Origin of the sequence: Starkeya sp. ORNL1, assembly GCF_012971745.1 — a bacterium.
Classification (GTDB): Bacteria; Pseudomonadota; Alphaproteobacteria; order Rhizobiales; family Xanthobacteraceae; genus Ancylobacter.
On the sequence record NZ_CP048834.1, the window covers coordinates 3,314,270 to 3,337,803 of the forward strand.

A 23,534-nucleotide genomic window follows, 5' to 3' on the forward strand; every position below is an offset into this window, starting at 1 on the left:
CGGGCTTTTCCGCCGGGCGGATCAAGATCTGTCATGTTCATGACAACGCGTCCGAGCGTCGTCGACGAAGACTAGCTGGCTCAATGAAGGTCGGTGAAGCGCGAAGCGAAGCCAAGAACTCAAGGAGGCATCGCATGATCGACAATCTGACCGAACGCCAGCGGCAGTTGCTGGCCGAGCATGAGCGGCGCAAGGCAACGGCAGGGCCCGGCAAGCCGTTCAGCAGGACGTTCCTGAACCGGATGACGTCGAGCATCGCCGATCCGTTCGCAGCTCCCGAAGCGCCGGTCGTGACGGACGACGTGCAGCCGATCATCTTCCGACCCTAGAGCCCTTTCCGTTCGGATGGAAACATTCGAACGACAAGAAAGTGCTCTAGATTCAATAAGCTGGAGCAATTCCTCTTCGATCAGATGATTCCATCTGATCGGGAAATGCTCTAGCTTCCCTTGCCTGCATCGACCCAGCAGTCGTTCCCGGGAGGCGGGCGTGCCGCACCATATCTTCATCGAAGTCTTCCAGGACCTGTTCGGCGTGCAGTTCACCGTGCAGGACACTGTGTTCATCGGCACGATCGAGGACCTCGACGTCCGGGTCGAGATCGACCCGGACGGCGCAAGCATGACGCTTTCGTCCCGCGTGCGCGACGCGCATGACGGCCTGCCGCGCGCCCGGCTGATGGACCTGCTGGAGCTGAATCTGCCAAACGACATGACCGGCCCGTTCTTCCTCGCCGAGGGGCATGGCCCGGGCCGGCTCGAACTGACGGGGACGCTTCCCCTGGAGAGCCTCGCCAGCTCGGACCTCGAGCAACTGGTGCTCGACCACTGCGCCGCGGCGCTGACGATCGGCGAGCGGCTCGATGCCCACTTCCAGGAAGCCATGGAGACGCACTGACATGGGTGGGACATCGAATGTCGGGCTGACGGCAGGCACCCCGCCGATCGGCTCGCAGACGCCGAAGCCGACGGACCAGCAGGCCCCCGTGAACGGGCGTCCGGTGGGCGGCAAGACGCCGAAATTCTTCAAGCAGGTCGCCAAGGGCCTGACCAGCGCCTTCAAGTCGATCGGCAAGAACCTCTCGAAGCTCGGCCCGAAGCAGGACACCGCGGTGTCCAAGGGGTACAGCAAGGCCGCCGGCAAGGCGATCGATCGCTACATTGCCGCGAGGGCCGCAAATCAGTCCAATCCGACCCAGGCGACCAAGGACGCCCTGCAGACTGCAAGACAGGAGATGCGCAAGGCCCTGCTGAAGGAGCTGAACAATTCTCCCTTGATGCAGGCGTCGCAGAACGAGCCCAAGCAGAACATCCTGCACAATAGCGAGGTGGCCTACGCCACCGACGTCAGCGACTGCGTGCTGGAGGCCTTCAACAGCCTGATGACCACGCCCGGTGTCATCGCGGAGGCACGGCAGAAAGGCATATCGATCGACCAGCTTGTCGCGCTGCATCTGTACACCACGCAGGCCTATGGCGGCATCAACTCCGAGCTCAGGACCGGCCAGCCCTGCGGCTTCGTGACGGAGCTTTGCAACACGATGCGCGACGCCTGGGACAAGCTCGACAAGCCGGTCTACGTGACCAACCGGCTGGTAAACCTGCCGTCCTCGATCGATGCGATGTATCAGAAGGGCAAGACGGTGACGGATCCGGGCATCGGCTCGGCGGCGCATAATGTCGGCAACGTCTTCGGCGGTGACCAGCAGTCGCATGTCATCACGGTCATCCCGTCAGACAATACGCTGGCGCGCGACGTCAGCTGGCTGTCAGCCACCAAGGGCGAGGACGAATCGCTGTTCCCGCCGGGCAGCCAGTTCGAAGTCCTGCTGCGCGACAATGCAAACAAGCCGACGCAAGTCGGAGGCACGAAGGAAAATCCGGTCTTCGACTTCCGGGTGAACCTGCTGGTGAAAGAGGTCAACACGGAGACCAATCCGTGGACAAGCTGACGCTCCATGCCGAGGCCCTCATTGCCTCGCTTGCGCATGACCATGGCGTCGGCCGGCTCGAACCCGACGCCGACGGCCTGATCGTGATCGATTTCGACGGCGAATCCGTCGCCCTCGGCTTCTCGGCAAGCTGGAACGCGGCGTTCCTTATCGCCGTCCTGGCGCTTGACGCGGAAAGGGCGCTTGGTGATGCGTTCCGGCCGTTCCGCCTCGGCAGCCGGCTGGCCCGTCGCAACACCCGCCTCGGCAAGGACGGCGAGAGTGGCGCTCTGGTCCTCATCCGCGAGATGCCCCTGCAGGGCCTCTCCTATCCGGGTTTCACCGCCGCGCTCACCCTCTATCTGGACGACCTCGATTCTGTCCGACACGAGTTGGGCATCGGCGCGCCGTAGCGTGCGTTCCGGTCGTTCGGATCGCACCATCCGAACGACCGGCCCAAGCCCTAGAAACTTGCCCAGCTCCGCACCCAGTCTCCCCGGGTCATGCCCAGCGTCTTGCGGGTCACGCCGGGCGCCAGGGCGCCCGGCACGTTGCGCGCCACCAGTTGGAAGACCGAGGGCGTGGCCTCGATCTGCTCCATGCCCCATTCGGTGAAGGTGGTTGTGTTGAAGACCGACGCGCAGAGCAAGGGGTTGGTCAGCGCCTGGGAGAACGCGTCCAGCGCCACCATGGCCCCCATAAGGCCCGGCATGGGGGTGTTGGGATTCACGTCCTCGGCGAACAGCGCGGTGTAGAATTCGAGCGCGTCAGGCGTGCCATAGACGGCCTTCAGTTCCTGCTGCCGTTTGGGATCGCCCGTGATCTGGTCGAACGAGGTGACCGGGTTCATGCTCATGGCTTCCCGGTAGGCATTGTACCGCGCCACCTTCATGTTGCGCCCCTGGTTCAGGGCGGCCTCTTCCACGCGCTCCAGGAATGCCGCGGTGTTGTGGAGGCCGATGGCCGTGGCGTTCTGCGCGCTGGTGAACTGGAACCCCTTCGCCAGCCCGACCGATGTCAGGAACCGGTTGTCGAGCACCATTTGAGATGCGTCGATCTCGGCGCCGTCCCACGCAATGCGGTCCGGAATGAGGGAGTGCCAGCGATAGAGCAGGGCGAACTCCACGGTCATCCAGTTCGGACGGTTCCACCCGGCGGTCCAGGCTACTGCCGGTGTTGCAGCCAGCTTGAAGCAGGCCGACGAGATATGGTTGATGTATTCCTCGATGACGATCTTGATGTACATCGCGACCAGGATGTTCCGCGCCGTCTGGAACAGCCGCTCGTCATCCCACCCCGGATTGCGTTTCTCCAGCTCGGCGGCAAGCCGATTATGCTCGCGCAGCAGCAGGGTGTTGAACATGCTCACCAGCGGCGTGGCATTGGCCCTGTCGCCGCCGACCGCGAAGAGCTGACGCTCGAACCCGGCGCCCGGAAACTTGTCGAGGCCCAGAGGCGGATCGAGAACGCTTTGACCCGCCGCGTCGAGGAATTCCGCGCGGATGGTTCTTCCGTCGGCCTCGAACAGAAACGGCGGGTATTCCTCGTCGCCGATCATTTGGGACTTCATCCGTCCACGCAGACCGCTGCGCAGCACGGCGGTCTGGGCCGGCGTGCGGCCATAGAGCGTGGAGAGGTCGATCTCGTGGTTCGACGTGGTCCGCCTCCGGTCGACCATATTGGTCCGCAGGAAGCCGTCGGTCAGGTACTGGGCGAAAACCGGAAACAGTAATGTGGATTTCGGGCATTCCCGCACCGACGTCCCGTCACGCCTGAACAGGTCAAGCACGCTCGGCAGCGGCGGCAGCGGCGCGGCAGATCCGTCCTCCGGAGGCAGGTGCCTGGCGAAATAGGTCCGGTCAGTCAGCGACGACCACGAGGTGTAGGGCGTGAGCGTGCTGAACGCATGCGGCCGCGCGCGCGAGGCGTTGACCGCGGTGTTGATCATGAAGGCGTTCAAGATGCGCGCCAGGAACGGCACGCTTTGAACAAATCGCCAAACCGGCTCGAAATTATGCAGTAGATAACTGCGCAGCCGAGGCCAAAGTCTGTCGCTGCTCTTGTTTCGCTGGTAGTTCATGCTGCCCCCCGGCTGCTGTACCTTCACTGCCGGCTGATCGGCCGGCAACGCCGTCGTATTCCTCGAGAAAGCCCGTGGCTACCCCGCCTCAAGAGGTTGCGATCACGCAACCATGGATGTCCGTTAAAAAACGCTGCCGGATTGCGCGCCCCAGCAATTCCACGAGCGCAGGGCCTCGTCCGAAATTCAGGCTGGGCCTACTGCGCCACCGGCCGCGGCTGCGTCATGGTACCACTTCCCTGTGCGTTCATATTGCTTACGTATGCAATGGGTGTAAATCTGACCGGGAAGCTTCCAATAAGCGTGAGGAATGTGCAATGACACTCGCGATCAACGACGTCGCGCCGGACTTCGAGGCGGCAACGACCGAAGGTAAGATCAATTTCCATAACTGGATCGGTGATTCCTGGGCGGTGCTGTTCTCGCACCCCAAAGATTTCACGCCGGTCTGCACCACCGAGCTTGGCTATATGGCCAAGATAAAGCCCGAGTTCGACAGACGTAACGTCAAGATCATCGGCCTCTCCGTCGATCCGCTCGACCGGCACTCCGGCTGGGCGAACGACATCAAGGAGACGCAGGGCTACGCGCCGAACTATCCGATGATCGCCGATATCGATTACAACGTGTCGAAGCTCTACGGCATGCTGCCGGCGCCGGTGTCGGGCGATCCGCTCCAACGCACCCCGGCCGACAACCAGACAGTGCGGAACGTTTTCGTCGTCGGTCCCGACAAGAAGATCAAGCTGATCCTGATCTATCCGATGACCACTGGCCGCAACTTCGACGAAGTGCTGCGGGTGATCGATTCGCTCCAGCTCACCGCCAGGCACAAGGTGTCAACGCCGGTGAACTGGAAGCAGGGCGAGGACGTGATCATTGCCGGCTCGGTGAGCGACGACGAAGCCAAGCAGAAGTATCCTGAAGGCTGGCACGCGCCGAAGCCCTATATCCGCATCGTGCCGCAGCCGAAGGGCTGAACAGCGCCGAGGCGGCGCGTGCACGCATTCGCGCACGGAGGTGCCGATGATCTTCCGTCAGCTCTTCGACAGCGTCTCCGGCACCTACACCTATCTCCTCGCCAGCCGAAAGGGTGGCGAGGCTCTCATCATCGATCCGGTGATCGAGAAGGTCGATCGCTATCTCCAACTGGTGCGCGAGCTTGACCTCAAGCTGGTCAAGGCCATCGACACCCATCTGCACGCCGATCACATCACCGGCCTCGGTGCGCTGCGCGACCATACGCATTGCATCACGGTGATGGGCGAGCAGAGCCAGGCCGATGTCGTCGCGATGCGGGTGGCGGAAGGTGACCGGGTGGCGATCGAGGGGCTCAGCCTCGACGTGCTCTATACGCCCGGCCACACCGACGATTCCTATTCCTTCCTGATGGGCGGCCGGGTGTTCACCGGCGACACCCTGCTGATCCGCGGCACCGGCCGCACCGATTTCCAGAACGGCAATCCGCGCGCGCAGTATGATTCCATCTTCAACAAGCTGCTGCGCCTGCCCGACGAGACGCTGGTCTATCCGGCGCACGACTATAAGGGCGACACCGTCTCGACCATCGGCGAGGAGAAGCACTTCAACCCGCGGCTGCGGGTGAAGTCGGTCGATGAGTATGTCGACCTGATGAACAATCTGAAGCTGCCCAATCCGAAGATGATGGACGTGGCGGTGCCGGCCAATGTCCATGTCGGACTCCACCAGGAGGAGATCGCGCGCAAGGGCTGGGCGGTCACGGCGGCGCAGGCGATGCAACTGCGTGGCCGGCCCGACATCGCCATCGTCGACCTGCGCGAGAAGAGCGAGCGCGAGCGGCACGGCGTCATTCCCGGCTCCCTGCACGCCCCCTATCCGGACCTGCTGGAGAATATCGGCGCCGGCGGCATGCTGCATGAGCTGGCGGCGGCGACCGGCAAGCGCATCGTCTTCTACTGTGCCTTCGGCGAACGCTCGGCGATGGCAGTGCAGGCGGCGCAGGATGCCGGCCTGACCGGCGCTTGCCATATCGAGGGCGGCATCGACGCCTGGAAGAAGGCCGACGGTCCGATCGTACGTTAGGCGCGGGCGCCGGGGGGATTCAGTCGAAGTCCACCACCTCGTTGTTCAGCGGCAGCTGGTTCCTGTGCTCGCCGGTGAAGCGAGGATCGATTTTTGCCGGCTTACCTTTTTCGAGCAAATCGTCCAGACCGGATGAAAGTATCCCGCGGCTGGAGAAATGCGTGAACACGAAGGGCAGCCCGTTCGCGTCCAGCGGCGAGGGTCCGTCCATGACGTGGAAATGCAGATGCGGGGCGTCGGTATTGCCGGTGTTTCCCAACAGGCCGATGACCTGCCCGACCTTCACGCGATCGCCGAGCTTCACCTTGAGGCTGCCGCGCTGCAAATGGGCGTAGAAGGCGTAGGCGCCGCCGCCGATATCGACCACCAGCATGTTGCCGCCGATACTCTCCGGGGTGATGCCCCTGGCGTCCATGCCTGGCACCTGCTCATCGGCCTCGTCATAGAGATTGACCACGACACCATCGGCCGCGGCGTGGATCGGGGTGCCGTAATAGGCGTAGCTGTCCAGCTTCGAGGCATCGCCGGTGAAGACCCGGCCAGCATCGTCGAGCTTGATCCAGTCGATGGCGAAGCGCTCGGGCACCCGCAGCCGGCCATTGATGGCCATCACCGCGCCGCGGTGCGAGGTGACGGCGTCGCAGCAGCCATTGAGCGCCATCCAGCCCGCTCCCTTGAGCGGCGGCTCCACGACCACGGCGGGCTTTCCGATCGTAACGGCGGCGCCAATGAAGCTGAACGTGCTCGGCAGCGGGGCGTCCGCCGGCTGCGCCATCGGCTTGCCGTCTTTGCCGGCGGCCTGCCGCGTCGCGGTGATGCGCGCCTTCACGCTTGGGGGCGGCGCCTCGCCATCCGCGAAACTGACATCCATGAAAACGCTGGCGGACCCGCCGGGCGACAACATGCGGCCCTCGCCGCCATACATCGCCGTCATCGCCGCGAGGCCGTCGCCCTCGATCGTCCACCGGCTTTGGCCGGCTTCGTCCACCGCCTCGACCTTGTCCAGCGAGACGAACAGCCGGCTCGGATTGGTGACGAACAGCTCATAGGCGAGGTGCACGCGCCCGTCGGTGCCGAGCACCGGATTGGGGTCGCTGATCGCCCGGACGGCGATGGAGCTGAAGACCTCGTCGGGCTTCAGCGACTGCGCCAGCGCGGCCGGCGCGAACAGCAGCAAGGCGGTCATGGCGAGCATCGCGAAGGAACGCATGAGCTTGGTCTCGGCGTGGCGGATACCGCGACCTTAGCAAATTTTACCGCGCCGTCTCGGAGACGACGCATCGGTGGATCAGTTCGACCGCTGTCGCGAAATCCTCCATCCGCATCGCCTCTTCCGGATTGTGGCTGCCATTCTGGTTGCGCACGAACACCAGAGCGGCGGGCACGCCCTTGTTGGCGAAGACCGAGGTGTCGTGGCCGGCGCCGCTCGGCATCTCGATGGCGCGGATGCCGAGCTGATCCGCGCTCGAAGCGAGCCGTCCGCGCAGTGCAGCGTCGAGCACCGCGGCGCTGCTCCCGGTGCGCTCGCCGAGATCGAAGCGTACGCCGCGGCGCTGCTCGATCACGGCGACGGCTTGCAGCAGCTCGGCGTGGATGCGCTCAAGGCAGGCCGCGCTCTCGGTGCGCACGTCGAGGCAGAAGCCGACTTCGCCCGGTACCTTGCTGAAGGCATGCTGCGCCGGATCGGTGCCGACCTCACCGAACGTGATGGTGGCGCGCTGGCCGTCGCGCTCCAGCCCATCCCAGACCTGCTCCATGGCGGCGACGAATTCGGCGAACGCCACCACCGCATCCTGGCGATAGGCGCGCGGAACGGCGCCGGAATGGCCATAGGAGCCGAGGCAGCGGGCCTTGCGATAGCGGAACGAGCCGGCAATGCCGGTGACAAGGCCGATCGGCGCGTCCTCGCGCTCCAGCACCGGACCCTGCTCGATATGCAGCTCGATGAAGCCATGGATGCGCGCGGGATCGAGCCAGGCCTCACCTGCAGCCACCGCGTCCGGCCGGAAGCCGAGCGCCTCCATGTGCGCGCGCAGCGTCAGGCCGGTGTCGGCCCGGCAGGTCTCCAGCGCCGTCGCGGGCAGGATGCCGAAGGCGGCGCGGCTGCCAAGATAGGAGACCGGAAACCAGGTGCTCTCCTCGGCGCGGATCACCATGATGGTGAGGTTGCGCGCCAGCCGCCGGCCCTCGGCCTTCAGTGCGGCGGCAACCGCAATGCCCGCCAATACGCCGGCAGCGCCGTCGAAATTGCCGCCATGCGGCACGGAATCGATGTGCGAGCCGATGATCCAGCCGGGCAGATCAGGCTCCTCCCCGACCATCGTCAGATAGAGGTTGCCGGCGGCGTCGACCGCCTCGGCCAGTTCCAGTTCGCGCGCGGTGCGCTTCAGCACGGCATGGGCGAATTCCTCGCCCTCACCATAAGCAGCGCGGGTGATGCCCGGCTCGTCGGTGGTGCGCGCGCGCAATTCGTCGAACAGCCGCTCGGCCAACGCCACGGCGGCGCGCAGCGCTGCGCTCATAGCGCCCGTTCCCCGGAGGCGATACGCGGCCAGACCGCCTCGTTCACCAGATGGTCGGGCTTCGCCCCTTCCAGCACCGCCAGCACCTCGTCGGCGAGCGTGGTGGCCGCGCGATAGAGCGCCGCCTCGGTGGAGCCGCCGACATGCGGGGTCAGCACGACATTGTCGAGCCCGATCAGCGGCGAGGACGCCGGCAGCGGCTCGACCGCAAACACATCGAGCCCGGCGCCGGCGATACGGCCCGCAACCAGTGCCTCGGCCAGGGCAGCCTCGTCGATCAGCGCGCCGCGCGCGGTGTTGATGAGGTAGGCGTTCGGCTTCATCCGGGCCAGCTGGTCGCGGCCGATCATGCCACGCGTGGCAGGGTTGCTCGGCACATGCAGCGAGACGACGTCGCTCTCGCTGAGCACATCATCGAGGCTCGGCACCCGCCGCACGCCCTCGGCCGCAAAGGCGTCATCATCCTGGCTGCGCGACCAGCCGATGACCTCCATGCCGAGCGCTTTCGCGAGCCGCGCCGTCGCCCGGCCGATGGCGCCGAAGCCGATGACGCCGAAGGTGGCGCCGTCGAGCTCGACAAGCCGGCTGCTGTACTTGAACGTGCCGTCGCTCTGCCGCGCCGCGCGATCGCCGATGCCGATGGACTTGGCAAGGTGGAAGGTCAGCGCCAGCGCATGCTCGGCCACCGAGCGCGCATTGGCGCCGGGTGTGTTGACGACGGCAATGCCACGCGCGGTGGCCGCCTCGACAGCGATATTGTCCACCCCGGTGCCGTGGACGCCGATCACCGCCAGCCGCGGCGCGGCCGCCATCAAGGCATCGTCGACCCGTGCATCGCGGGTGAGCACCGCGCAGGCGTCCGCGATCTCGCGTGCAAGCACCGCAGGATCGAGCGAGGAGGCGAAGCGCACCTTGCAGCCGGCCTTGCGCAGCCGCTCGATCCCGGCCGCGTGGATAGCCTGGAGAACGAGGCAGACGCCCCCCGCTTCACGGCTCCCCATCGTCAAATGCCCCGGATTGCGCCGCCGTCGACGCGGACGGTCGATCCGGTGACATAACTCGCCCGCGCGCTCGCCAGGAAGGCGACGACATCGGCGAACTCCTGCGGCGCGCCATAGCGGCCCATCGGGATGGTGGCCTTCGAAGCCTCGGCGACGGCTTCCACGCTCGAGCCGGTACGCGCCGCCGCAGCGGTATCGAGTTCGTCGACCCGCTGGGTGTGGATGCGGCCGGGCAGCACCGAGTTCACGGTGATGCCCTCGGACGCAACCTCGGCAGCGAGCGTCTTGGCCCAGCCGACGATGGAGGCGCGCAGGGCATTCGAGATGCCGAGATTGGGGATCGGCTGCGCAACGCCGGACGAGACCACATTGACGATGCGCCCGAACTTGCGGGCGCGCATGCCCGGCAGCAGGCGCGAGGTCACCAGGAAGATGGCGCTCACCATGGTCTCGAACTGGCGGCTCCACTGTTCGGGAGCAACAGTGGAGACCGGCCCCGGCGGCGGGCCGCCGCTATTATTGACCAGCATGTCGATCGGCTGGCCCTCCAGCACATCGAGCGCCGCCAGCACCGAAGCCCGGTCGGCGAGATCAAGCAACTGCACCGAGGCGGTGCCGCCCGCGGCGCGGATGCCGGCGGCGGCCTCTTCCAGCGCCGCAACATTGCGCCCGGCGAGGATGACGCTGGCGCCCTCGGCCGCAAGCGTCTGCGCGATGGCGAGGCCGAGCCCGCGGCTCGAGCCCAGCACCAGGGCGGTGCGGCCCTTTATTCCGAGATCCATCGCCTCAGCCCTTCAGCTTGTGCTCGAGGCGCGTCATCAGCTCGCCTATCTCCTGGTGATCGCGCGCGGAGAGCTTCGGGCCGGGATGGCGGGTGATGGAGCATTTGATGGCGCCGCGCCGGCGCAGCACTTCCTTGCGCACGGCGAGGCCGAAGCCCATCTGCTGCTCGTGCCGCAGCATCGGCAGATAGAGGTCGAACAGGTCCTCGGCGCCCTCGACATCACCGGCAAAGAACTTCTCGCAGACGCCGACCAGCATTTCCGGATAGGCGAAGCCGGTCATGGCGCCGTCGACGCCGCGCCTCAGTTCCTGCGGCAGATAAAGCCCGCCATTGCCGACGAGGATGCTGACGCGCCGGCCCTCGCCCTTGTCCGAACGCTCGCGCATGCGGGTGATCTTGGGCAGGCCGGAACCCTCCTCATGCTTCAGCATGACGAAGTTCGGGAAGGCGTCGATCAGCCGGTGCAGCACGGCAACCGAACTCACCGTGTTGGTGGTCTGCGGATAGTCCTGGTAGCAGACCGGCACATCGTCGCCGAGCCGGCTCAGCACGCCGTCCCAATAAGAAAACACCTGGTCATCGGTCTTGAGGCCCGCCTGCGGGGCAATCATCAGGCCGGCGGCGCCGAGGTCCATCGCCTCCTTGGCGAAGCGCACCAGATTGTCGGTGCCGGGATTGCTGGCGCCGACCACGATCGGCTTGCGGCCGTCGACGCGCTTCATGACATGTTCGAGAAAGGCGCGGGATTCGGTCGGTGCCAGTTTCGGCGCCTCGCCGAGCACGCCGAGTATGGTGATGCCGGTGACGCCGGTCTCGAAATAGAAATCGATCAGCGAATCCGTGCTCGCATAGTCGATCTCGCCGGTCTCGGTGAACGGGGTCGGGGAAATGATATAGACGCCGCGCGTCCGTTCGTTGATCTTCTCAGCCGCCATGGTCGTTCCTCAGATGATGCGGAGCTTCTCGATGATGCTCAGCTTGACGTTCTCGATGTGAGCCTGGATGCCGGCGCGGGCAGCGTCGCGATCACCGCGGCGCAGCGCCTCGATGATGGCGAGATGCTCGCGATGGCCGATCTCGAAGCGCTCGGGCACGCGGTCCATGTTGAACATGTGGGTCTTCACCCGGAGATCATGGATGTGCTTGGCGAGCACGGCATTGCCGCTCTTCTCCGCGATCATGCGGTGGACGCGGCTGTCGACCTCCCAATCCTCTTCGGCGCTGGGCTCGTCCGCCGCCAGCAGCGCGCGGATGGCGACCTCGGCCTCGTCGAGCTCGGCGGGCGGGATGCGGCCCGTGGCGAGCCTCACGCCCTCCATCTCCAGAACCTGGCGCACATGCAGCGTCTCGATCAGCTCGCGGGTGGAGAATTCCTTGACGACGAGCACGCCGCCGGACTTGCGGGTGATGAAGCCTTCGCTTTCCAGCCGGTTGAGGGCGTCGCGCACCGGGGTGCGGGAGATGGCCAGCGCCTCGGCAAGACGGCGCTCCTGCAGCACCGAGCCGACAGGGATCTCGCGCTTGATCAGCCGGTCCAGCAGGTCGTTATAGGCCATCTGGCTGAGGCTTTCCTCGCGCTCTTCCAGCGGGCCGGCGACGGGCGTGCGGCGGACGGGGTTGGGCATAAGGTGCTCTGCAAAGGTGGACGCCCGACCACGTTTTCACGTGGCCGGGCTCGATCGATGGAGGATCAGAACTGGCTCTTGATCGGATCCTTCGGGGCGGGGGAATAGCCGATGAGCGGCGTGGTGAGCTTGGCGTAGGTGCCGTCGGCGATCATGTCGGCGAGCGCCTTGTTCACCGCCTTGACCAGGTTCGGCTTGCCCTTCTTGAAGGGGAAACCCTTCTGGATGTGGCTGAGATACTCATCGACCAGCACCAGCGGCAGCTTGGAAGCTTCGATCGCATAGGCCGCGGCGATCGAATCGGTGATCACCGCGTCGATATTGCCGTTCACCAGATCCTGCAATGCGTCGGATTCCGCCTTGTAGGCCTTGGCGGTGGCGCCGCGGTCCTCGGCGAGCTTCTGCCAGGTCGAGGAGACCAGCACGCCCACCGTCTTGCCCTTGATGTCCGCCGCCGTCTTGATCGGCGAACCCTTCTTGGTGACGATGCGCCCGCCGGATTCCAGCCAGCCATCGGCGAAGGTCACCTGCTTCTGGCGTTCGGCAGTGATGTCCATGGCCGCGGAGGCGTAGTCGTACTGGTCGGCGGCGAGACCGACGAGCAGCGCTTCCCATTTGATGACGACCGGCTCGTATTCGAGATTCAGCCGCTTGGCGATCTCCTTGCTGACGCGGATCTCGAGGCCGTCGAGCTGGCCGTCGGGCGAGCGCATGCTGAAGGGCGGGTAGGTGCCCTCGGTCGCCACCAGCAGCTTGCCGGGCTTGACGAGTTCGAGGTCCGCGGCGCTTGCGGAATCCGTAGTGAGGGCGTTGGCGATGAGGCTGCCGACGAGAGCGGCGGCGAGCACGGGAAGAAGTGTCAGACGCATGTGTTTATCCCCTCTGTCGTCTGCGTTTCATTGGCCTTCAACGGGCCGCCGGGGCGGCACCGGTCCGCTGCGAGACGGGGCGCTGGAGCGCTCCATCTCAGGATTTGCTCCGTCTCAGGCCTTCATGGCGGCGCGCAGCGCCAGCAATTCGGCCATCACGGTGGCGGCCAGCAGCGCCGTTGTCTGCGCCGGGCCGTCAAACATCGGGCTCAGCTCGACGACGTCGCAGCCGACGAGATTGATGTCCTTCAGCCGCCGCAGCAGGTCGAGCGTCTCGCGCGCGCTCGGCCCGCCCGCTTCCGGGGTCTGCACCGCCGGGGCGAAGGCCGGGTCGATGAAATCGAGATCGAAGGTGAGATAAGCGGGGCGCCCGGCAGTGCGCGCCGCGATGCGCGCGGCCAGCGCCGGAATGCCCATCTCGAACATCTCATCGGTGGTGACGACCTCGTAGCCGAGTTTCACCGACTGGTTCACATCGTCCGGCATGAACAGCGAGCCGCGCATGCCGACCTGGATCGAATGTTCGGGCGCGACGATGCCTTCCTCCACGGCGCGGCGGAACGGCGTGCCGGCGCTGTATTTCTTGCCGGCGAAATATTTGTCCCAGGTGTCACTGTGGGAATCGAACTGGATCAGCGCCAGCGGGCCATGCTTCGCCGCCACCGCACGCAGGCCGGCGAGCGTGACCGAATGGTCGCCGCCAATGCCGAACGGCGTCACCCCGGCCTCGACCAGCGCGCGCACCGAGGCTTCCAGCCGCGCCAGCGATTCTTCGAGATAGCCCGGCACCACCGCGGCATCGCCGGCATCGACGCAGCGCAGCGTCTCGAACACATGGATGTTCCGATAGGGATTGATTGGCCGCAGCATGATCGACATGGCACGCACCGCATTCGGCCCGAAGCGCGCGCCGGTGCGGAACGGCGCCCCGGAATCCGAGGGCAGGCCGATGATGGCGGCGTCGATCCCCTCAAGCGTTGTCGCCTGCGGCAGTCGCATGAAGGTCGGCACCCCGCAGAAGCGCGGCGTTTCCAGCGAGTCGATGGGTAGCACGCTCATATCGGCGTCCTCTCAGGCCGAGCGGGCATAGTGCCGCTCCATGTGCCCCGCCGCCTGCGAGATGATCGTGGTCATCAGCAGATAAATGATGGCGGTGGCGATGTAGAATTCGAACGGGCGGAAGGTGGTGGCGATGATGGTCTGCGAATACAGCGTCAGCTCGACCACGGTGATGGTGGAGAGCAGCGAGGTGTTCTTGACCATGGTGATCGCCTCGTTGGTGACGGGCGGCAGGATCACGCGGAACACCTGGGGCAGGATGATGCGCGTCATCATCTGCAGACGTCCCATGCCGAGCGCCTGCGCCGATTCCATCTGGCCCTTTGGAATAGAGATCAGGCCGGCACGGACGATCTCGGCAATATAGGCGCCGCCATTGAAGCCGAGCGCCAGCACGCCAGCGACGAAGGGCGAGAGGCGGATGCCGAATTGCGGGAAGCCGAAATAGACGATGAAGATCTGGATCAGGGTCGGCGTGCCGCGGATGAACCAGATGTAGAAATTGCTGGCCTGCCGGAACGCGGCGAAACGCGAGGCCTTGCCGAGCGCCGCCAGCAGCCCGAACGCCCAGCTCACCACAATGGCAAGCAGCGAGAGCACCAGCACCAGCCAGCTGGCACTGAGGAAACCCGGCACATAGGGGGCGAAGCCTTCCCACCAAGCGGCCATCATGCGCCCCCTGCGATGTTCAATGGTATCTGCGGGGCCTCGCGCCAGGCATCCTCATGCAGCACGCGCTTGAGGAATTGCCGGAGCCGGTCGCTCTTCGGCTCCCGCAGCACCTCGCGCGGCGGGCCGTCCTCAGCGATGACGCCCTGGTCGAAGAAGATGGTGCGATTGCTGACCTCGCGGGCAAAGCCGATCTCATGGGTGACCAGCAGCATGGTCATGCCCTCGCCGGCGAGCGCCGCCATCAGCGAGAGCACCTCGCCGACCAGTTCCGGATCGAGCGCCGAGGTCACCTCGTCGAACAGCATCAGCTTCGGCGCCATGGCGAGCGCACGCACGATGGCGACGCGCTGCTGCTGGCCACCGGAGAGCTTGGAGGGATAGGCATGGCGCTTCTCGGCGAGGCCGATGCGGGCGAGCAGCGCCTCGGCCTGGGCGATGGCCTCGGCCGGTTTGACGCCCTTCACCCGGATCGGCGCCTCGACGACATTCTCCAGCACCGTCATGTGCGGCCAGAGATTATAGCTCTGGAACACCATGCCGATGCGGGTGCGCAATTCGCGCAGTTGCGCGGGTGTCGGCTGGCGGCGGGCGCCGGCCTCGAAGTCGAACTGGACGCCCCCGAACTCCATTGTGCCGGCATTGGGCCGCTCCAGCACATTCACACAGCGGAGGAAGGTGCTCTTGCCCGATCCGCTGGCGCCGATGATGGACACCACCTCGCCGGCATGAACATCGAGCGAGATTCCCTTCAGCACCTCGTGTGCGCCGAAACTCTTGCGCAAATCGCGGATGCGGATGAGGGGTTCGCCTGCCATCAGGCTGCCCCGGCGGGCGAGAGGATCTCGATCTGGCAATCGCGCGGCGTGCGCTCCGGGCCATTGATGGTGGTGACGTCCTGCGGGCAGCAGGAGAAAGCCATGACGACATCGTCCTCGGCCTGCAGCACGACATAGGAGCCGGGCTTCGAGACCGGCAGCAGGCGGTCGAGCGAGCCGTCGGCGCGCACCGCGACGCACATGAACAGGTTCACCGGCGACGGCGTGAACGGCATCCTGATCGACAGTTCACTGAGGGCCTCGTGCATATTGTCGGCGCAGCTGCGGTGATAGCCCTCGACGCCGAGCTGGCGGTAGATGTCGGCATTGCAGGCGCAGAGCAGGGTGTCGTGCTTGCCGGAGGAGGTGTCCTCCACGATCGTCACCAGCGGACGGCGGCGGGTGCTGACCAGCGGCGTCTCCTTGCTGGCGAAGATGGTGCTGTGCACGGAGCGGAAATTGTCGGTCGAGATGAACTCGTACTGATCGCGGTCGACGAACGCCCAAAAGTCGATGGCCTGCGTGCCGAACGGATTGGTGAGGCGCAGCCGCTGGCCCGTCTTCAGCCGCACCGCCTTGCCGTAACCCGCGGGCAGCACGAAGGATTCATCGATCTGGTAGTCCATGCTCTGTCCTTGACAAGCCAGCCGCTAACTTTCTGATGTTGTTGGGTATACCGGAGGAATTCAAGTGGAATTTTTCGGCAGGCCTGCTCAAATAGTGAGCGCAGCGGCAAGGGTGCGTCGTGGGAGAGCGATCACGGATGGTGGCTTCAAGGGACGGGTGCGCCCCGGCGCCGCAGGCTCACTCTCAACGGCGCCAAGGGTTCGACCGCCGCAGCCGGCGTAAACGCGCCTACCGGCGCATGACCGCTGGCACGCATCTGGTATTGGCGGAGCGGCCTCGCCTTGATTGATGGAAGAATGCGCATGCGGAACGACCACGCCGACGAGCGGCCCGCCGAGCCGCCTCATTTGCCCCGCCTGCTCGACGCCGGTGATGGCGGCCTCGTAGTCGAATTGGGCAGCGATATCAGCGAGGCGACCAATCGCCAGGTGATCGCACTCGGCGATGCGCTCGGCCGGCTTGCGCTGCCCGGCATCATCGAGATCGTGCCGACCTACCGCTCGCTGCTGATCCTGTTCGATCCGCTCGCGCTTCCCCGCGCCACCTTGCGCGACGAGGTCCACCTTCTGTGGCCGCCGCGCGTCGCAGACAGCGCGCGACACGGCCATTGGCGCGTGCCGGTGCTCTATGGCGGCGAACACGGCGTCGACCTTGAAGGCGTCGCGCGTAGCCACGAGTTGGCGACGGACGAGGTCGTGGCGCTGCATTCCGGGGCCGAGTATCGCGTCTACATGATCGGCTTCGCGCCGGGCTTCGCCTATCTCGGCGGACTGCCGGAGGCGATCCACACCAGCCGGCGCACCGATCCACGTTTAAAGACGCCACCGCGCAGCATCTCCATTGGCGGCCAGCAGACCGCCATCTCGCCGCCGCTGGAGATCCCCAGCGGCTGGCATCTGCTCGGCCAGACCCCGGTGCGCTCCTATGATCCGCGCCGCGCCGAGAAGCCGTTCCTGTTCGCCGCCGGCGACGTCATCCGCTTCATGCCGATCACACCGGGCGATTATTGCGACATGTGCGCGGCCGCCGAGGCCGGCGCCGAGGTCGCGTTGTGGGAGCCGGCGTGATGGTCGGCCATCTCCTCATCGAGCGTCCCGGCCTGTTCTCCAGCCTCCAGGATTTCGGCCGCTTCGGCTATCAGCATTTCGGCATCTCGGCCTCGGGTGCCATGGACACGGTGGCAATGCAGGCGGCCAATGCGCTGGTCGGCAACGCACCCGGGACCGCCGTGATCGAGATGACCATGCTCGGGCTCGCCGCCACCGTGAAGGCCGAGCGCTGCCGCCTCGCGCTCGCGGGTGCCGACATGCCGCTCGCCATCAATGGCCACCCGGTGGAAAGCTGGCGCGCTCATGAGCTGAAGGATGGCGACCGCTTCGAGATCGGCGGCGCGAAATCCGGCATGCGTGGCTATCTCGCCATCGCCGGCGGGCTCGACGTGGTGCCGACGCTCGGCAGCCTCTCCACCCATTCGCGCTCCGGCATCGGCGGGCTGGAAGGGCGGGCATTGCGGCCCGGCGACCGGCTGTCGCTGGTGGATGAGCCGGCTGGGCCATTGCTGGCGCTGCCGCGAGAATATCGGCCATCGAGCGCCGGGCCGATCCGCGTCGTGCTCGGACCGCAGGACGATTATTTCACGCCCGCCGGGATCGCCACCTTCCTCGCCTCGGACTATCGCGTGACCGACAAGACCGACCGCATGGGCACGCAGCTCGACGGACCGACGATCGAGCACGCGGGCGGCTTCAACATCGTCTCCGACGGCATCATGAATGGCAGCATCCAGGTGCCCGGCAATGGTCGGCCGCTGGTCCTGCTCGCCGACCGGCAGACCACCGGCGGCTATCCGAAGATCGCCACCGTCATCGGGCCGGACCTGTTCCGCCTCGGCCAGCGGCGGCCCGGCGACCTGATCCGCTTCCGGCAGGTAACCGCCGAGGAAGCGGAGGCCGCCGCGCACGCGCATCGCGCCATGATCGCGGCCATGCTGGAAGCGATGAGCGACGCAGGATCGCCGGCGGGAGAAGTTTCGACGGAGCGACTGCTCGCCCACAATCTGGTCAGCGGCGTCTGTTCGGCCTTCGAAGAAGTATTGGAGCAACCATGAAGACCATCGATCTCAATTGCGACATGGGCGAGGGCTTCGGCGTCTATTCGCTCGGCGATGACGAGGCCATGCTGGACATCGTCACCTCTGCCAACATCGCCTGCGGCTTCCATGCCGGCGATCCCCTGGTCATGGCGACGACGCTGGAGGCCGCCAAGGCGCGCGACGTCGGCGTCGGCGCGCATCCGAGCTTCTTCGATCTGTGGGGCTTCGGCCGCCGGCCGATCCTCGGGCAGAGTCCGGCCGAGGTGGAGAAGCAGATCATCTACCAGATCGGCGCCTTGCAGGCGCTGGCACACGCGCAAGGCCTCAAGCTCGGCCATATCAAGACCCACGGCTCGCTCGGCAACATGGCGAACGAGGATATCGACCTCGCCCGCGCGGTGGCGCGCGCCATCAAGGCGGTCGATCCCGATTTCATCTTCGTGGTGATGCCGGGCCTGCCCACCGAGCGCGCCGGTGAAGAGGCGGGCCTCAAGCTGGCGCGCGAGATCTATGCCGACCGAGCCTATGCCGACAACGGCAACCTCGCCTCGCGCAAGTTGCCGGGCGCGGTGTTGCACGATGCCGACGAGGCGGCGGAGCGCGTGTTGCAGATCGTGGAGAGCGGCGAGGTCACGTCCATCACCGGCAAGCGCATCGCGGTGCGGGCCGATAGCGTGTGCGTCCATGGCGACACCGCCGGCGCTGTGGCGATGGCGCGCAAGGTGAAGGCGCGGCTCACCGAAGCCGGCTACGCGGTGCGGCCGATGGCGGAGTGGCTGTAGCTGAACGCTGTGCGCCGTCTCCCGAACGACGTCATCCTGAGGTGCTCGGGCAACGCCCGAGCCTCGAAGGATGCTGAAGCAGAAGACGATCCTCGGGGGCGGACATCCTTCGAGGCTCGCTTTGCTCGCACCTCAGGATGACGTGGTGCCTTTGGGGTCTCGGCTTTACTACGCGTCTTCCAGCACCAGCAGGTCTTCGCGGGCGAAGACGATCGAGGCGGTGTCGCCGCGCTTGGGCGGGCTGACGCTCGATGAGTTGAAGGTGTCGAGCGACACCGCGTTCTCGCCGAGCCGGACCTTGATGCGGACCACCGAGCCGAGGAAGCCGACCTCGTCGATGGTGCCGGAGAGGCTGTTGCGCCCCTCGGTGCGCTCGCCGAGCGCCACCGCTTCCGGGCGCAGCGCGACGGTGCGCTCGGCGCCGGCCGCGCTGCCATTGAGCGGGCGCGTGGTGACGGCTTCCTGGCCGTCAATGCTCAGGCGTCCGGACGAAGGATCGACCACCTGCGCCTTCAAGGTGTTCAGCGTGCCGACGAAGCCGGCGACGAAGCGGGTCTTCGGGTAATTATAGATCTCGAACGGATTGCCGACCTGCTCCATCCGGCCTTCGCTCATCACCACGACGCGGTCGGACATCGACAGCGCTTCCTCCTGGTCATGGGTGACGAAGATGGTGGTGATGCCGAGCGCCTTCTGCAGGCTGCGGATCTCCTCGCGCAGCGACACGCGGATCTTGGCGTCGAGCGCGGAGAGCGGCTCGTCGAGCAGGAGCACCTGCGGCTTGTTGGCGATGGCGCGGGCGAGCGCCACGCGCTGCTGCTGGCCACCGGAGAGCTGGTAGGGGTAGCGGTCGGCGAGGTGCGGCAGCTTGATCAGCTCCAGCATCTCCTTCACCCGCGGGCCGATCTCCGCCGACGGCTTCTTCGCCACCTTGAGGCCGAAGCCGATATTGTCGGCCACCGTCATGTTCGGGAACAGCGCATAGGCCTGGAACACCATGCCGATATTGCGCTGGTTCGGCGGCAGATTGGTCACATCCTTGCCGCCGATCTTGATGGTGCCGACGGTGGGATGCTCGAAGCCGGCGACCATGCGCAGCGTCGTGGTCTTGCCGCAGCCCGACGGCCCGAGGAACGAGACGAACTCGCCGCGCTCGACCGCGAGATCGAATTCCCGCACCACCGGGTTGGTGCCGTAGGTCTTGCGAACGCCGGAAATGTCCAGAAATGCCATTTGGATTCCCCTCAGGATCGTTCCGGTTCGTGTCTAGACAGGTCAAGCATGATGTTATCCGGCATCATGCTCTAGCGCGTCGCCGCGGACGAACCGCGGGCGCCACGCCCGAAGAGCTGGATCAGGCCCATGCAGGCCCAGGTGACGACGAAGGCTATCACCGCCAGCGCCGAAGGCTCATAGGCGCTGTTGGCGCCGACATTCTGCAGATAGGGGCCGAAGGCCGGCCGGTTGAGCAGGCTCGCCATGGTGAACTCGCCGATGACGATGGCGAAGGTCAGGAAGGCGCCGGACAGCACCGCGACCCGCACGTTCGGCAGGATCACGTTGAACAATATGGTCCACCAGCTGGCGCCCAGGCTCTCGGCGGCTTCGGTCAGCGTCTTCACGTCGATCGAGCGCAGCCCGGTATCCACGGCGCGGTACATGTAGGGCATCGCCAGCACGACATAGGCAAAGACCAGCAGCAGGTCGGTGGTGCGCGTGCTCGCGGTCAGCGGCAGGAAGGACGAGGAATTATAGAGCCGGAGATAGCCGAACACGATGACGATGGCCGGGATGACCAGCGGCAGCAAAGTGATGAACTCGACCACCGGGCGGATGCGCGGCATCCGCAGCCGGATGACATAGGCGGTCGGCACCACCAGCAGCACGCCGACGACGATGGTGATCAGCGCGATCAGCGTCGAATAGCCGAAGCTCTCGATGAAGCGATTGTCGCTGAACACTGAAGCATAGGCGTCGAACGAATACACGCCACGCCGCTTGCGGAGCGAGAATTCGAAGGTGGCGATGAGCGGTATGACGAAATACAGCGTGCCAAGGATCATCGCCAGCCAGGGGCCGAGCCGTTCACTCTTCATCGCAGCCACCGGTCGCTGCGCGCACGCAGCCAGATATAGGTGATGTTGGATACGGCAGTGATCAAGATCATGCCCAGCGCCAGCGCATAACCGAGATTGGGGTCATGCAGCACGTCGCCGCGAATCTGCGCATAGAGCAGGATCGGCACGATGTTGAGCGAGGAGCCGGTGAGCGCATAGGCCGTGGCGATGGCGCCGAAGGCATTGGCGAACAGCAGCATGGTGGCGCCGAGCAGGCTTGGCCACAGCACCGGGAAGGCGACGTGGGTCCAGAACTGCAGCTTGGTGGCGCCGAGGATCGAGGCGGCCTCCCGCCACTCCTTCTTCAGGCCATCCAGTGCCGGCATCAGGATCAGCACCATCAACGGTATCTGGAAGTACAGATAGGTGATGGTGAGGCCCCAGAAGCTCAGGATGTTGAAGCCGGTGGAGTAGAGATTGAAGCCGAAATAGCTGTAGAGCAGGGTCGTCACCAGGCCGGTGCGGCCGAGCGTGGAGATGAAGGCGAAGGCCAGCGGCACGCCGGCAAAATTGGAGGCGACGCCGGAAAAAGTGGTGAGCGTCGGGCGCATCCAGGAGGGCAGATTGCCCATCACCGCGGCATGGGCGAGGAAGAAGCCGAACAGGGCGCCCAACACGGCCGAGGCCAGCGAGACCTGGATCGAGATCTTATAGGCCGAGATGATGCTCGGCTGGTTGAGATTGGCGATGTTCTGGAAGGTGAACTCGCCGGTCGGGGTCTGGAACGCGCCGATCATCAGATCGACGGTCGGCAGGATCAGGAACAGCAAGGCGAAGACGAAGAACGGCACCACACCGAGCCACGACAACGGCAGACGCTTGCGCTGTGCGGCGACAGTACTGCCGTCCATAGTGGCTACACCGACATTCTCGACCATGGGATCTCTTCAGTTCGCGAGTAAGGCCGAGGGAGAAGGTTGCCGACACCAGGCGGCGTCGGCAACCCGATCATAGGAAGGAGCGTCAGCTCACTTCACGTTGGCGCCGACGATCTTGTCCCATTCGCCGGCAATGACCGCCTTGGAGGCGTTCTGCTGGTCGAGGGTCGGGAACACCGCGGCCTTGTAGGCTTCGGCCGGCGGCAGCTTGGCGAGCAGGTCCGCGGGGATCTTGCCCTTGGCGGCAAGGTCGTTGAAGCGGATCGGGTGGCAGTAGCCCTTCAGCCACAGCAGCTGGCCTTCGTCGGAGTAGAGGTGCTCCATCCACAGCTTGGCGGCGTTCGGGTGCGGGGCGTAAGCGCTGATGGCCTGCACATAGACACCGGCCACGACGCCGCTCTTCGGCACCACGACTTCGGTCGGCGGGTTGCCGGCCAGCTTGTCGCGGTCGGCGAGCGCGTTGTAGTCCCAGCGGACGACGATCGGGGTCGAGCCCTGGGCGATGGAAGCGGCCTTGCCGATCACCGGGACGAAATTGCCGGCGTTCAGCTTCTTGAAGAATTCGAGGCCAGCCTTGCCGGCTTCCGCGCCGCCAGCGGGGGCGGTGGAGAGACCAGCGGCATAGACCGCCTGGATCGCCTGGTTGGAGGTGCGCGGGTCACCGGCCAGAGCGACGGAATTGGCGTATTCCGGCTTCAGAAGGTCGGCCCAATCCTTCGGCACGTTCTTCACGATGTCGGTGTTCACCTGGAACGCCAGCACGCCGTAATAGTCGCCATACCAGTGACCATCGGCATCCTTCGCCTCGGCCGGGATCGAATCCCAGGTCGAGACCTTGTAGGGCTGCAGCAGGTTTTCGGCCTTGGCGGTCGGGCCGAAGGACAGGCCGACATCGATCACGTCGGGAGCCTGCGGGCCCTTGTTGCCCTTGTTCGCCTTGATCGCCTCGACCTCGTCGCCCGAACCGGCGTCCGGGTTGAGCTCGTTCACCTGGATGCCATACTTCGACTTGAAGGTGCTCAGCACCTCGTCGTAGTTGCACCAGTCGTGGGGCAACGCGATGACGGTGAGCTGGCCTTCGGCCTTGGCTGCCGCAACCAGCTTGTCCAACGACTGGCTGAACGCGACGCCGCTCGAGGCGCACAGGGCCAGGATGGAAATGGAGAGAGTACGGCTCAGCACGTTTTTCATTTTGCTCGCCTCGTTGATCTTAGCGCCTCAGCATCGGGGATAGGCGGCCCCACCGCCGGCCGGCGCCAGCAACCATGCCCTGATGACAGTCCGATGTCATCCGGGGAAACAGTTGCAGAGTCGCCCAAAAATCATTGGTGTACGTAAGGTCAGGATCGCCGCCGGGGCGGCCAGACCTTCGTCGGCGCAGTTATTGCGGCGACCGCAATTCGATATATGCCGTATTGATGACGCCGCAATTAGATGTTTGCCGTTGAAGAGCTGTCGATCGTGCAACTAGCCAAGCGAATCGCCAGTCATTCGGCGATGAAGCGTGGCGTCTCGATCGGCGAGGTGCCGGATCCGAAACCGACTAAGAATCCGGATTGGATTGCCGTCATCCCCGGGCTTGTCCCGGGGATCCACGCCCGTGACGAATGAGCAACC

General features: G+C 65.4%; 26 protein-coding genes. 10 read left to right on the forward strand and 16 right to left on the reverse strand.

Going from position 1 to position 23,534, the window contains the following annotated elements; all coding sequences use genetic code 11:
• Positions 1–134: 134 nt before the first annotated feature.
• The 4 genes from G3545_RS15730 (at position 135) to G3545_RS15745 (ending at position 2,343) form a co-directional block, all read left to right on the forward strand.
• Entirely contained in the window at positions 135–329 is a 195-nt protein-coding gene (locus G3545_RS15730) for a hypothetical protein (protein ID WP_170014177.1), read from the forward strand.
• Between the two features lie 160 nt (positions 330–489).
• Complete coding sequence (locus tag G3545_RS15735; protein WP_170014179.1) at positions 490–897, forward strand: type III secretion system chaperone; 408 nt, start codon at positions 490–492, stop codon at positions 895–897.
• Between the two features lies 1 nt (position 898).
• Positions 899–1,951, forward strand: coding sequence for a hypothetical protein (locus G3545_RS15740; protein ID WP_170014181.1), 1,053 nt, complete (start codon positions 899–901; stop codon positions 1,949–1,951).
• A complete protein-coding gene (locus G3545_RS15745; RefSeq protein WP_170014183.1) occupies positions 1,939–2,343 on the forward strand; it encodes a type III secretion system chaperone in 405 nt (134 codons plus the stop codon). The genes G3545_RS15740 and G3545_RS15745 overlap by 13 nt, the downstream gene beginning before the upstream one ends.
• A gap of 50 nt (positions 2,344–2,393) precedes the next feature.
• On the opposite strand, the gene G3545_RS15750 is transcribed toward G3545_RS15745, so the two are convergent.
• Positions 2,394–4,010, reverse strand: coding sequence for a peroxidase family protein (locus G3545_RS15750; RefSeq protein WP_170014185.1), 1,617 nt, complete (start codon positions 4,008–4,010; stop codon positions 2,394–2,396).
• 317 nt (positions 4,011–4,327) lie between these two features.
• Between G3545_RS15750 and G3545_RS15755 the strand changes: the two genes are divergently transcribed.
• Entirely contained in the window at positions 4,328–4,990 is a 663-nt protein-coding gene (locus G3545_RS15755) for a peroxiredoxin (protein ID WP_170014187.1), read from the forward strand.
• 46 nt (positions 4,991–5,036) lie between these two features.
• The gene (locus G3545_RS15760) at positions 5,037–6,074 is read left to right on the forward strand and encodes an MBL fold metallo-hydrolase (RefSeq protein ID WP_170014189.1); all 1,038 of its coding nucleotides are present in this window, start codon (positions 5,037–5,039) and stop codon (positions 6,072–6,074) included.
• 19 nt (positions 6,075–6,093) lie between these two features.
• On the opposite strand, the gene G3545_RS29915 is transcribed toward G3545_RS15760, so the two are convergent.
• The 11 genes from G3545_RS29915 to G3545_RS15815 form a co-directional block, all read right to left on the reverse strand.
• Positions 6,094–7,284, reverse strand: coding sequence for a M23 family metallopeptidase (locus tag G3545_RS29915; RefSeq protein WP_170014191.1), 1,191 nt, complete (start codon positions 7,282–7,284; stop codon positions 6,094–6,096).
• A 43-nt stretch (positions 7,285–7,327) separates the two neighbouring features.
• Positions 7,328–8,596 carry a Zn-dependent hydrolase gene (locus tag G3545_RS15770; protein WP_170014193.1) on the reverse strand — a complete coding sequence of 423 codons (1,269 nt, stop codon included), beginning with the start codon at positions 8,594–8,596 and terminating at the stop codon, positions 7,328–7,330.
• A complete protein-coding gene (locus G3545_RS15775; RefSeq protein ID WP_170014196.1) occupies positions 8,593–9,597 on the reverse strand; it encodes a hydroxyacid dehydrogenase in 1,005 nt (334 codons plus the stop codon). Before G3545_RS15775 ends, G3545_RS15770 begins: the two co-directional genes overlap by 4 nt.
• Before the next feature lie 2 nt (positions 9,598–9,599).
• The gene (locus G3545_RS15780) at positions 9,600–10,379 is read right to left on the reverse strand and encodes an SDR family oxidoreductase (RefSeq protein WP_170014198.1); all 780 of its coding nucleotides are present in this window, start codon (positions 10,377–10,379) and stop codon (positions 9,600–9,602) included.
• Between the two features lie 4 nt (positions 10,380–10,383).
• Complete coding sequence (locus tag G3545_RS15785; protein ID WP_170014200.1) at positions 10,384–11,316, reverse strand: dihydrodipicolinate synthase family protein; 933 nt, start codon at positions 11,314–11,316, stop codon at positions 10,384–10,386.
• 9 nt (positions 11,317–11,325) lie between these two features.
• On the reverse strand, positions 11,326–12,006 hold the full coding sequence (locus G3545_RS15790) for a GntR family transcriptional regulator (RefSeq protein ID WP_170014202.1): 681 nt from the start codon (positions 12,004–12,006) through the stop codon (positions 11,326–11,328).
• A gap of 65 nt (positions 12,007–12,071) precedes the next feature.
• Positions 12,072–12,875, reverse strand: a complete 804-nt coding sequence (locus tag G3545_RS15795) for a transporter substrate-binding domain-containing protein (protein WP_170014204.1) — start codon at positions 12,873–12,875, stop codon at positions 12,072–12,074.
• Positions 12,876–12,989: 114 nt separating this feature from the next.
• Positions 12,990–13,934, reverse strand: a complete 945-nt coding sequence (gene speB / locus G3545_RS15800) for an agmatinase (RefSeq protein ID WP_170014206.1) — start codon at positions 13,932–13,934, stop codon at positions 12,990–12,992.
• A gap of 12 nt (positions 13,935–13,946) precedes the next feature.
• Complete coding sequence (locus G3545_RS15805) at positions 13,947–14,603, reverse strand: amino acid ABC transporter permease (RefSeq protein ID WP_170014208.1); 657 nt, start codon at positions 14,601–14,603, stop codon at positions 13,947–13,949.
• Complete coding sequence (locus G3545_RS15810; RefSeq protein WP_170014210.1) at positions 14,603–15,421, reverse strand: amino acid ABC transporter ATP-binding protein; 819 nt, start codon at positions 15,419–15,421, stop codon at positions 14,603–14,605. Before G3545_RS15810 ends, G3545_RS15805 begins: the two co-directional genes overlap by 1 nt.
• A complete protein-coding gene (locus G3545_RS15815; RefSeq protein WP_170014212.1) occupies positions 15,421–16,047 on the reverse strand; it encodes an urea carboxylase-associated family protein in 627 nt (208 codons plus the stop codon). Before G3545_RS15815 ends, G3545_RS15810 begins: the two co-directional genes overlap by 1 nt.
• A 303-nt stretch (positions 16,048–16,350) precedes the next feature.
• On the opposite strand from G3545_RS15815, the gene pxpB reads away from it, so the two are divergent.
• Genes pxpB through G3545_RS15830 form a run of 3 tightly spaced genes read left to right on the forward strand, consistent with a single transcriptional unit; the run spans position 16,351 to position 18,922 of the window.
• Positions 16,351–17,115 carry a 5-oxoprolinase subunit PxpB gene (gene pxpB / locus G3545_RS15820; protein WP_170014214.1) on the forward strand — a complete coding sequence of 255 codons (765 nt, stop codon included), beginning with the start codon at positions 16,351–16,353 and terminating at the stop codon, positions 17,113–17,115.
• Positions 17,115–18,155: a biotin-dependent carboxyltransferase family protein gene (locus G3545_RS15825; protein ID WP_170014216.1), complete on the forward strand. Its 1,041-nt coding sequence runs from the start codon at positions 17,115–17,117 to the stop codon at positions 18,153–18,155. The genes pxpB and G3545_RS15825 overlap by 1 nt, the downstream gene beginning before the upstream one ends.
• Positions 18,152–18,922 carry a 5-oxoprolinase subunit PxpA gene (locus tag G3545_RS15830; RefSeq protein WP_170014218.1) on the forward strand — a complete coding sequence of 257 codons (771 nt, stop codon included), beginning with the start codon at positions 18,152–18,154 and terminating at the stop codon, positions 18,920–18,922. The genes G3545_RS15825 and G3545_RS15830 overlap by 4 nt, the downstream gene beginning before the upstream one ends.
• A 168-nt stretch (positions 18,923–19,090) precedes the next feature.
• Here the strand turns inward: G3545_RS15830 and G3545_RS15835 are convergent, their stop codons facing one another.
• The 4 genes from G3545_RS15835 to G3545_RS15850 form a co-directional block, all read right to left on the reverse strand.
• On the reverse strand, positions 19,091–20,155 hold the full coding sequence (locus G3545_RS15835) for an ABC transporter ATP-binding protein (RefSeq protein ID WP_170014220.1): 1,065 nt from the start codon (positions 20,153–20,155) through the stop codon (positions 19,091–19,093).
• 71 nt (positions 20,156–20,226) lie between these two features.
• Complete coding sequence (locus G3545_RS15840) at positions 20,227–21,018, reverse strand: ABC transporter permease (RefSeq protein WP_170014222.1); 792 nt, start codon at positions 21,016–21,018, stop codon at positions 20,227–20,229.
• On the reverse strand, positions 21,015–21,890 hold the full coding sequence (locus tag G3545_RS15845) for an ABC transporter permease subunit (RefSeq protein WP_170018108.1): 876 nt from the start codon (positions 21,888–21,890) through the stop codon (positions 21,015–21,017). The genes G3545_RS15840 and G3545_RS15845 overlap by 4 nt, the downstream gene beginning before the upstream one ends.
• A gap of 117 nt (positions 21,891–22,007) precedes the next feature.
• Positions 22,008–23,108: an ABC transporter substrate-binding protein gene (locus G3545_RS15850; protein WP_170014224.1), complete on the reverse strand. Its 1,101-nt coding sequence runs from the start codon at positions 23,106–23,108 to the stop codon at positions 22,008–22,010.
• A gap of 243 nt (positions 23,109–23,351) precedes the next feature.
• Here G3545_RS15850 and G3545_RS15855 point away from each other — a divergent pair, with 243 nt between their 5' ends.
• On the forward strand, positions 23,352–23,528 hold the full coding sequence (locus tag G3545_RS15855; protein WP_170014226.1) for a hypothetical protein: 177 nt from the start codon (positions 23,352–23,354) through the stop codon (positions 23,526–23,528).
• The last annotated feature ends 6 nt before the right edge of the window (positions 23,529–23,534 follow it).

Excerpts from the sequence above, each read along its gene's own strand:
- G3545_RS15750 (WP_170014185.1), bottom strand. The coding sequence starts at position 4,010 with ATGAACTACCAGCGAAACAAGAGCAGCGACAGACTTTGGCCTCGGCTG.
- G3545_RS15825 (WP_170014216.1), top strand. The coding sequence starts at position 17,115 with ATGGTCGGCCATCTCCTCATCGAGCGTCCCGGCCTGTTCTCCAGCCTC.
- G3545_RS15805 (WP_170014208.1), bottom strand. The coding sequence starts at position 14,603 with ATGGCCGCTTGGTGGGAAGGCTTCGCCCCCTATGTGCCGGGTTTCCTC.
- pxpB (WP_170014214.1), top strand. The coding sequence starts at position 16,351 with ATGCGGAACGACCACGCCGACGAGCGGCCCGCCGAGCCGCCTCATTTG.
- G3545_RS15795 (WP_170014204.1), bottom strand. The coding sequence starts at position 12,875 with ATGCGTCTGACACTTCTTCCCGTGCTCGCCGCCGCTCTCGTCGGCAGC.
- G3545_RS15760 (WP_170014189.1), top strand. The coding sequence starts at position 5,037 with ATGATCTTCCGTCAGCTCTTCGACAGCGTCTCCGGCACCTACACCTAT.
- G3545_RS15810 (WP_170014210.1), bottom strand. The coding sequence starts at position 15,421 with ATGGCAGGCGAACCCCTCATCCGCATCCGCGATTTGCGCAAGAGTTTC.
- G3545_RS15755 (WP_170014187.1), top strand. The coding sequence starts at position 4,328 with ATGACACTCGCGATCAACGACGTCGCGCCGGACTTCGAGGCGGCAACG.
- G3545_RS29915 (WP_170014191.1), bottom strand. The coding sequence starts at position 7,284 with ATGCGTTCCTTCGCGATGCTCGCCATGACCGCCTTGCTGCTGTTCGCG.
- G3545_RS15770 (WP_170014193.1), bottom strand. The coding sequence starts at position 8,596 with ATGAGCGCAGCGCTGCGCGCCGCCGTGGCGTTGGCCGAGCGGCTGTTC.
- G3545_RS15835 (WP_170014220.1), bottom strand. The coding sequence starts at position 20,155 with ATGGCATTTCTGGACATTTCCGGCGTTCGCAAGACCTACGGCACCAAC.
- G3545_RS15790 (WP_170014202.1), bottom strand. The coding sequence starts at position 12,006 with ATGCCCAACCCCGTCCGCCGCACGCCCGTCGCCGGCCCGCTGGAAGAG.
- G3545_RS15850 (WP_170014224.1), bottom strand. The coding sequence starts at position 23,108 with ATGAAAAACGTGCTGAGCCGTACTCTCTCCATTTCCATCCTGGCCCTG.
- G3545_RS15845 (WP_170018108.1), bottom strand. The coding sequence starts at position 21,890 with ATGGACGGCAGTACTGTCGCCGCACAGCGCAAGCGTCTGCCGTTGTCG.
- G3545_RS15775 (WP_170014196.1), bottom strand. The coding sequence starts at position 9,597 with ATGGGGAGCCGTGAAGCGGGGGGCGTCTGCCTCGTTCTCCAGGCTATC.
- G3545_RS15830 (WP_170014218.1), top strand. The coding sequence starts at position 18,152 with ATGAAGACCATCGATCTCAATTGCGACATGGGCGAGGGCTTCGGCGTC.
- G3545_RS15855 (WP_170014226.1), top strand. The coding sequence starts at position 23,352 with ATGTTTGCCGTTGAAGAGCTGTCGATCGTGCAACTAGCCAAGCGAATC.
- G3545_RS15780 (WP_170014198.1), bottom strand. The coding sequence starts at position 10,379 with ATGGATCTCGGAATAAAGGGCCGCACCGCCCTGGTGCTGGGCTCGAGC.
- speB (WP_170014206.1), bottom strand. The coding sequence starts at position 13,934 with ATGAGCGTGCTACCCATCGACTCGCTGGAAACGCCGCGCTTCTGCGGG.
- G3545_RS15740 (WP_170014181.1), top strand. The coding sequence starts at position 899 with ATGGGTGGGACATCGAATGTCGGGCTGACGGCAGGCACCCCGCCGATC.
- G3545_RS15730 (WP_170014177.1), top strand. The coding sequence starts at position 135 with ATGATCGACAATCTGACCGAACGCCAGCGGCAGTTGCTGGCCGAGCAT.
- G3545_RS15840 (WP_170014222.1), bottom strand. The coding sequence starts at position 21,018 with ATGAAGAGTGAACGGCTCGGCCCCTGGCTGGCGATGATCCTTGGCACG.
- G3545_RS15785 (WP_170014200.1), bottom strand. The coding sequence starts at position 11,316 with ATGGCGGCTGAGAAGATCAACGAACGGACGCGCGGCGTCTATATCATT.
- G3545_RS15815 (WP_170014212.1), bottom strand. The coding sequence starts at position 16,047 with ATGGACTACCAGATCGATGAATCCTTCGTGCTGCCCGCGGGTTACGGC.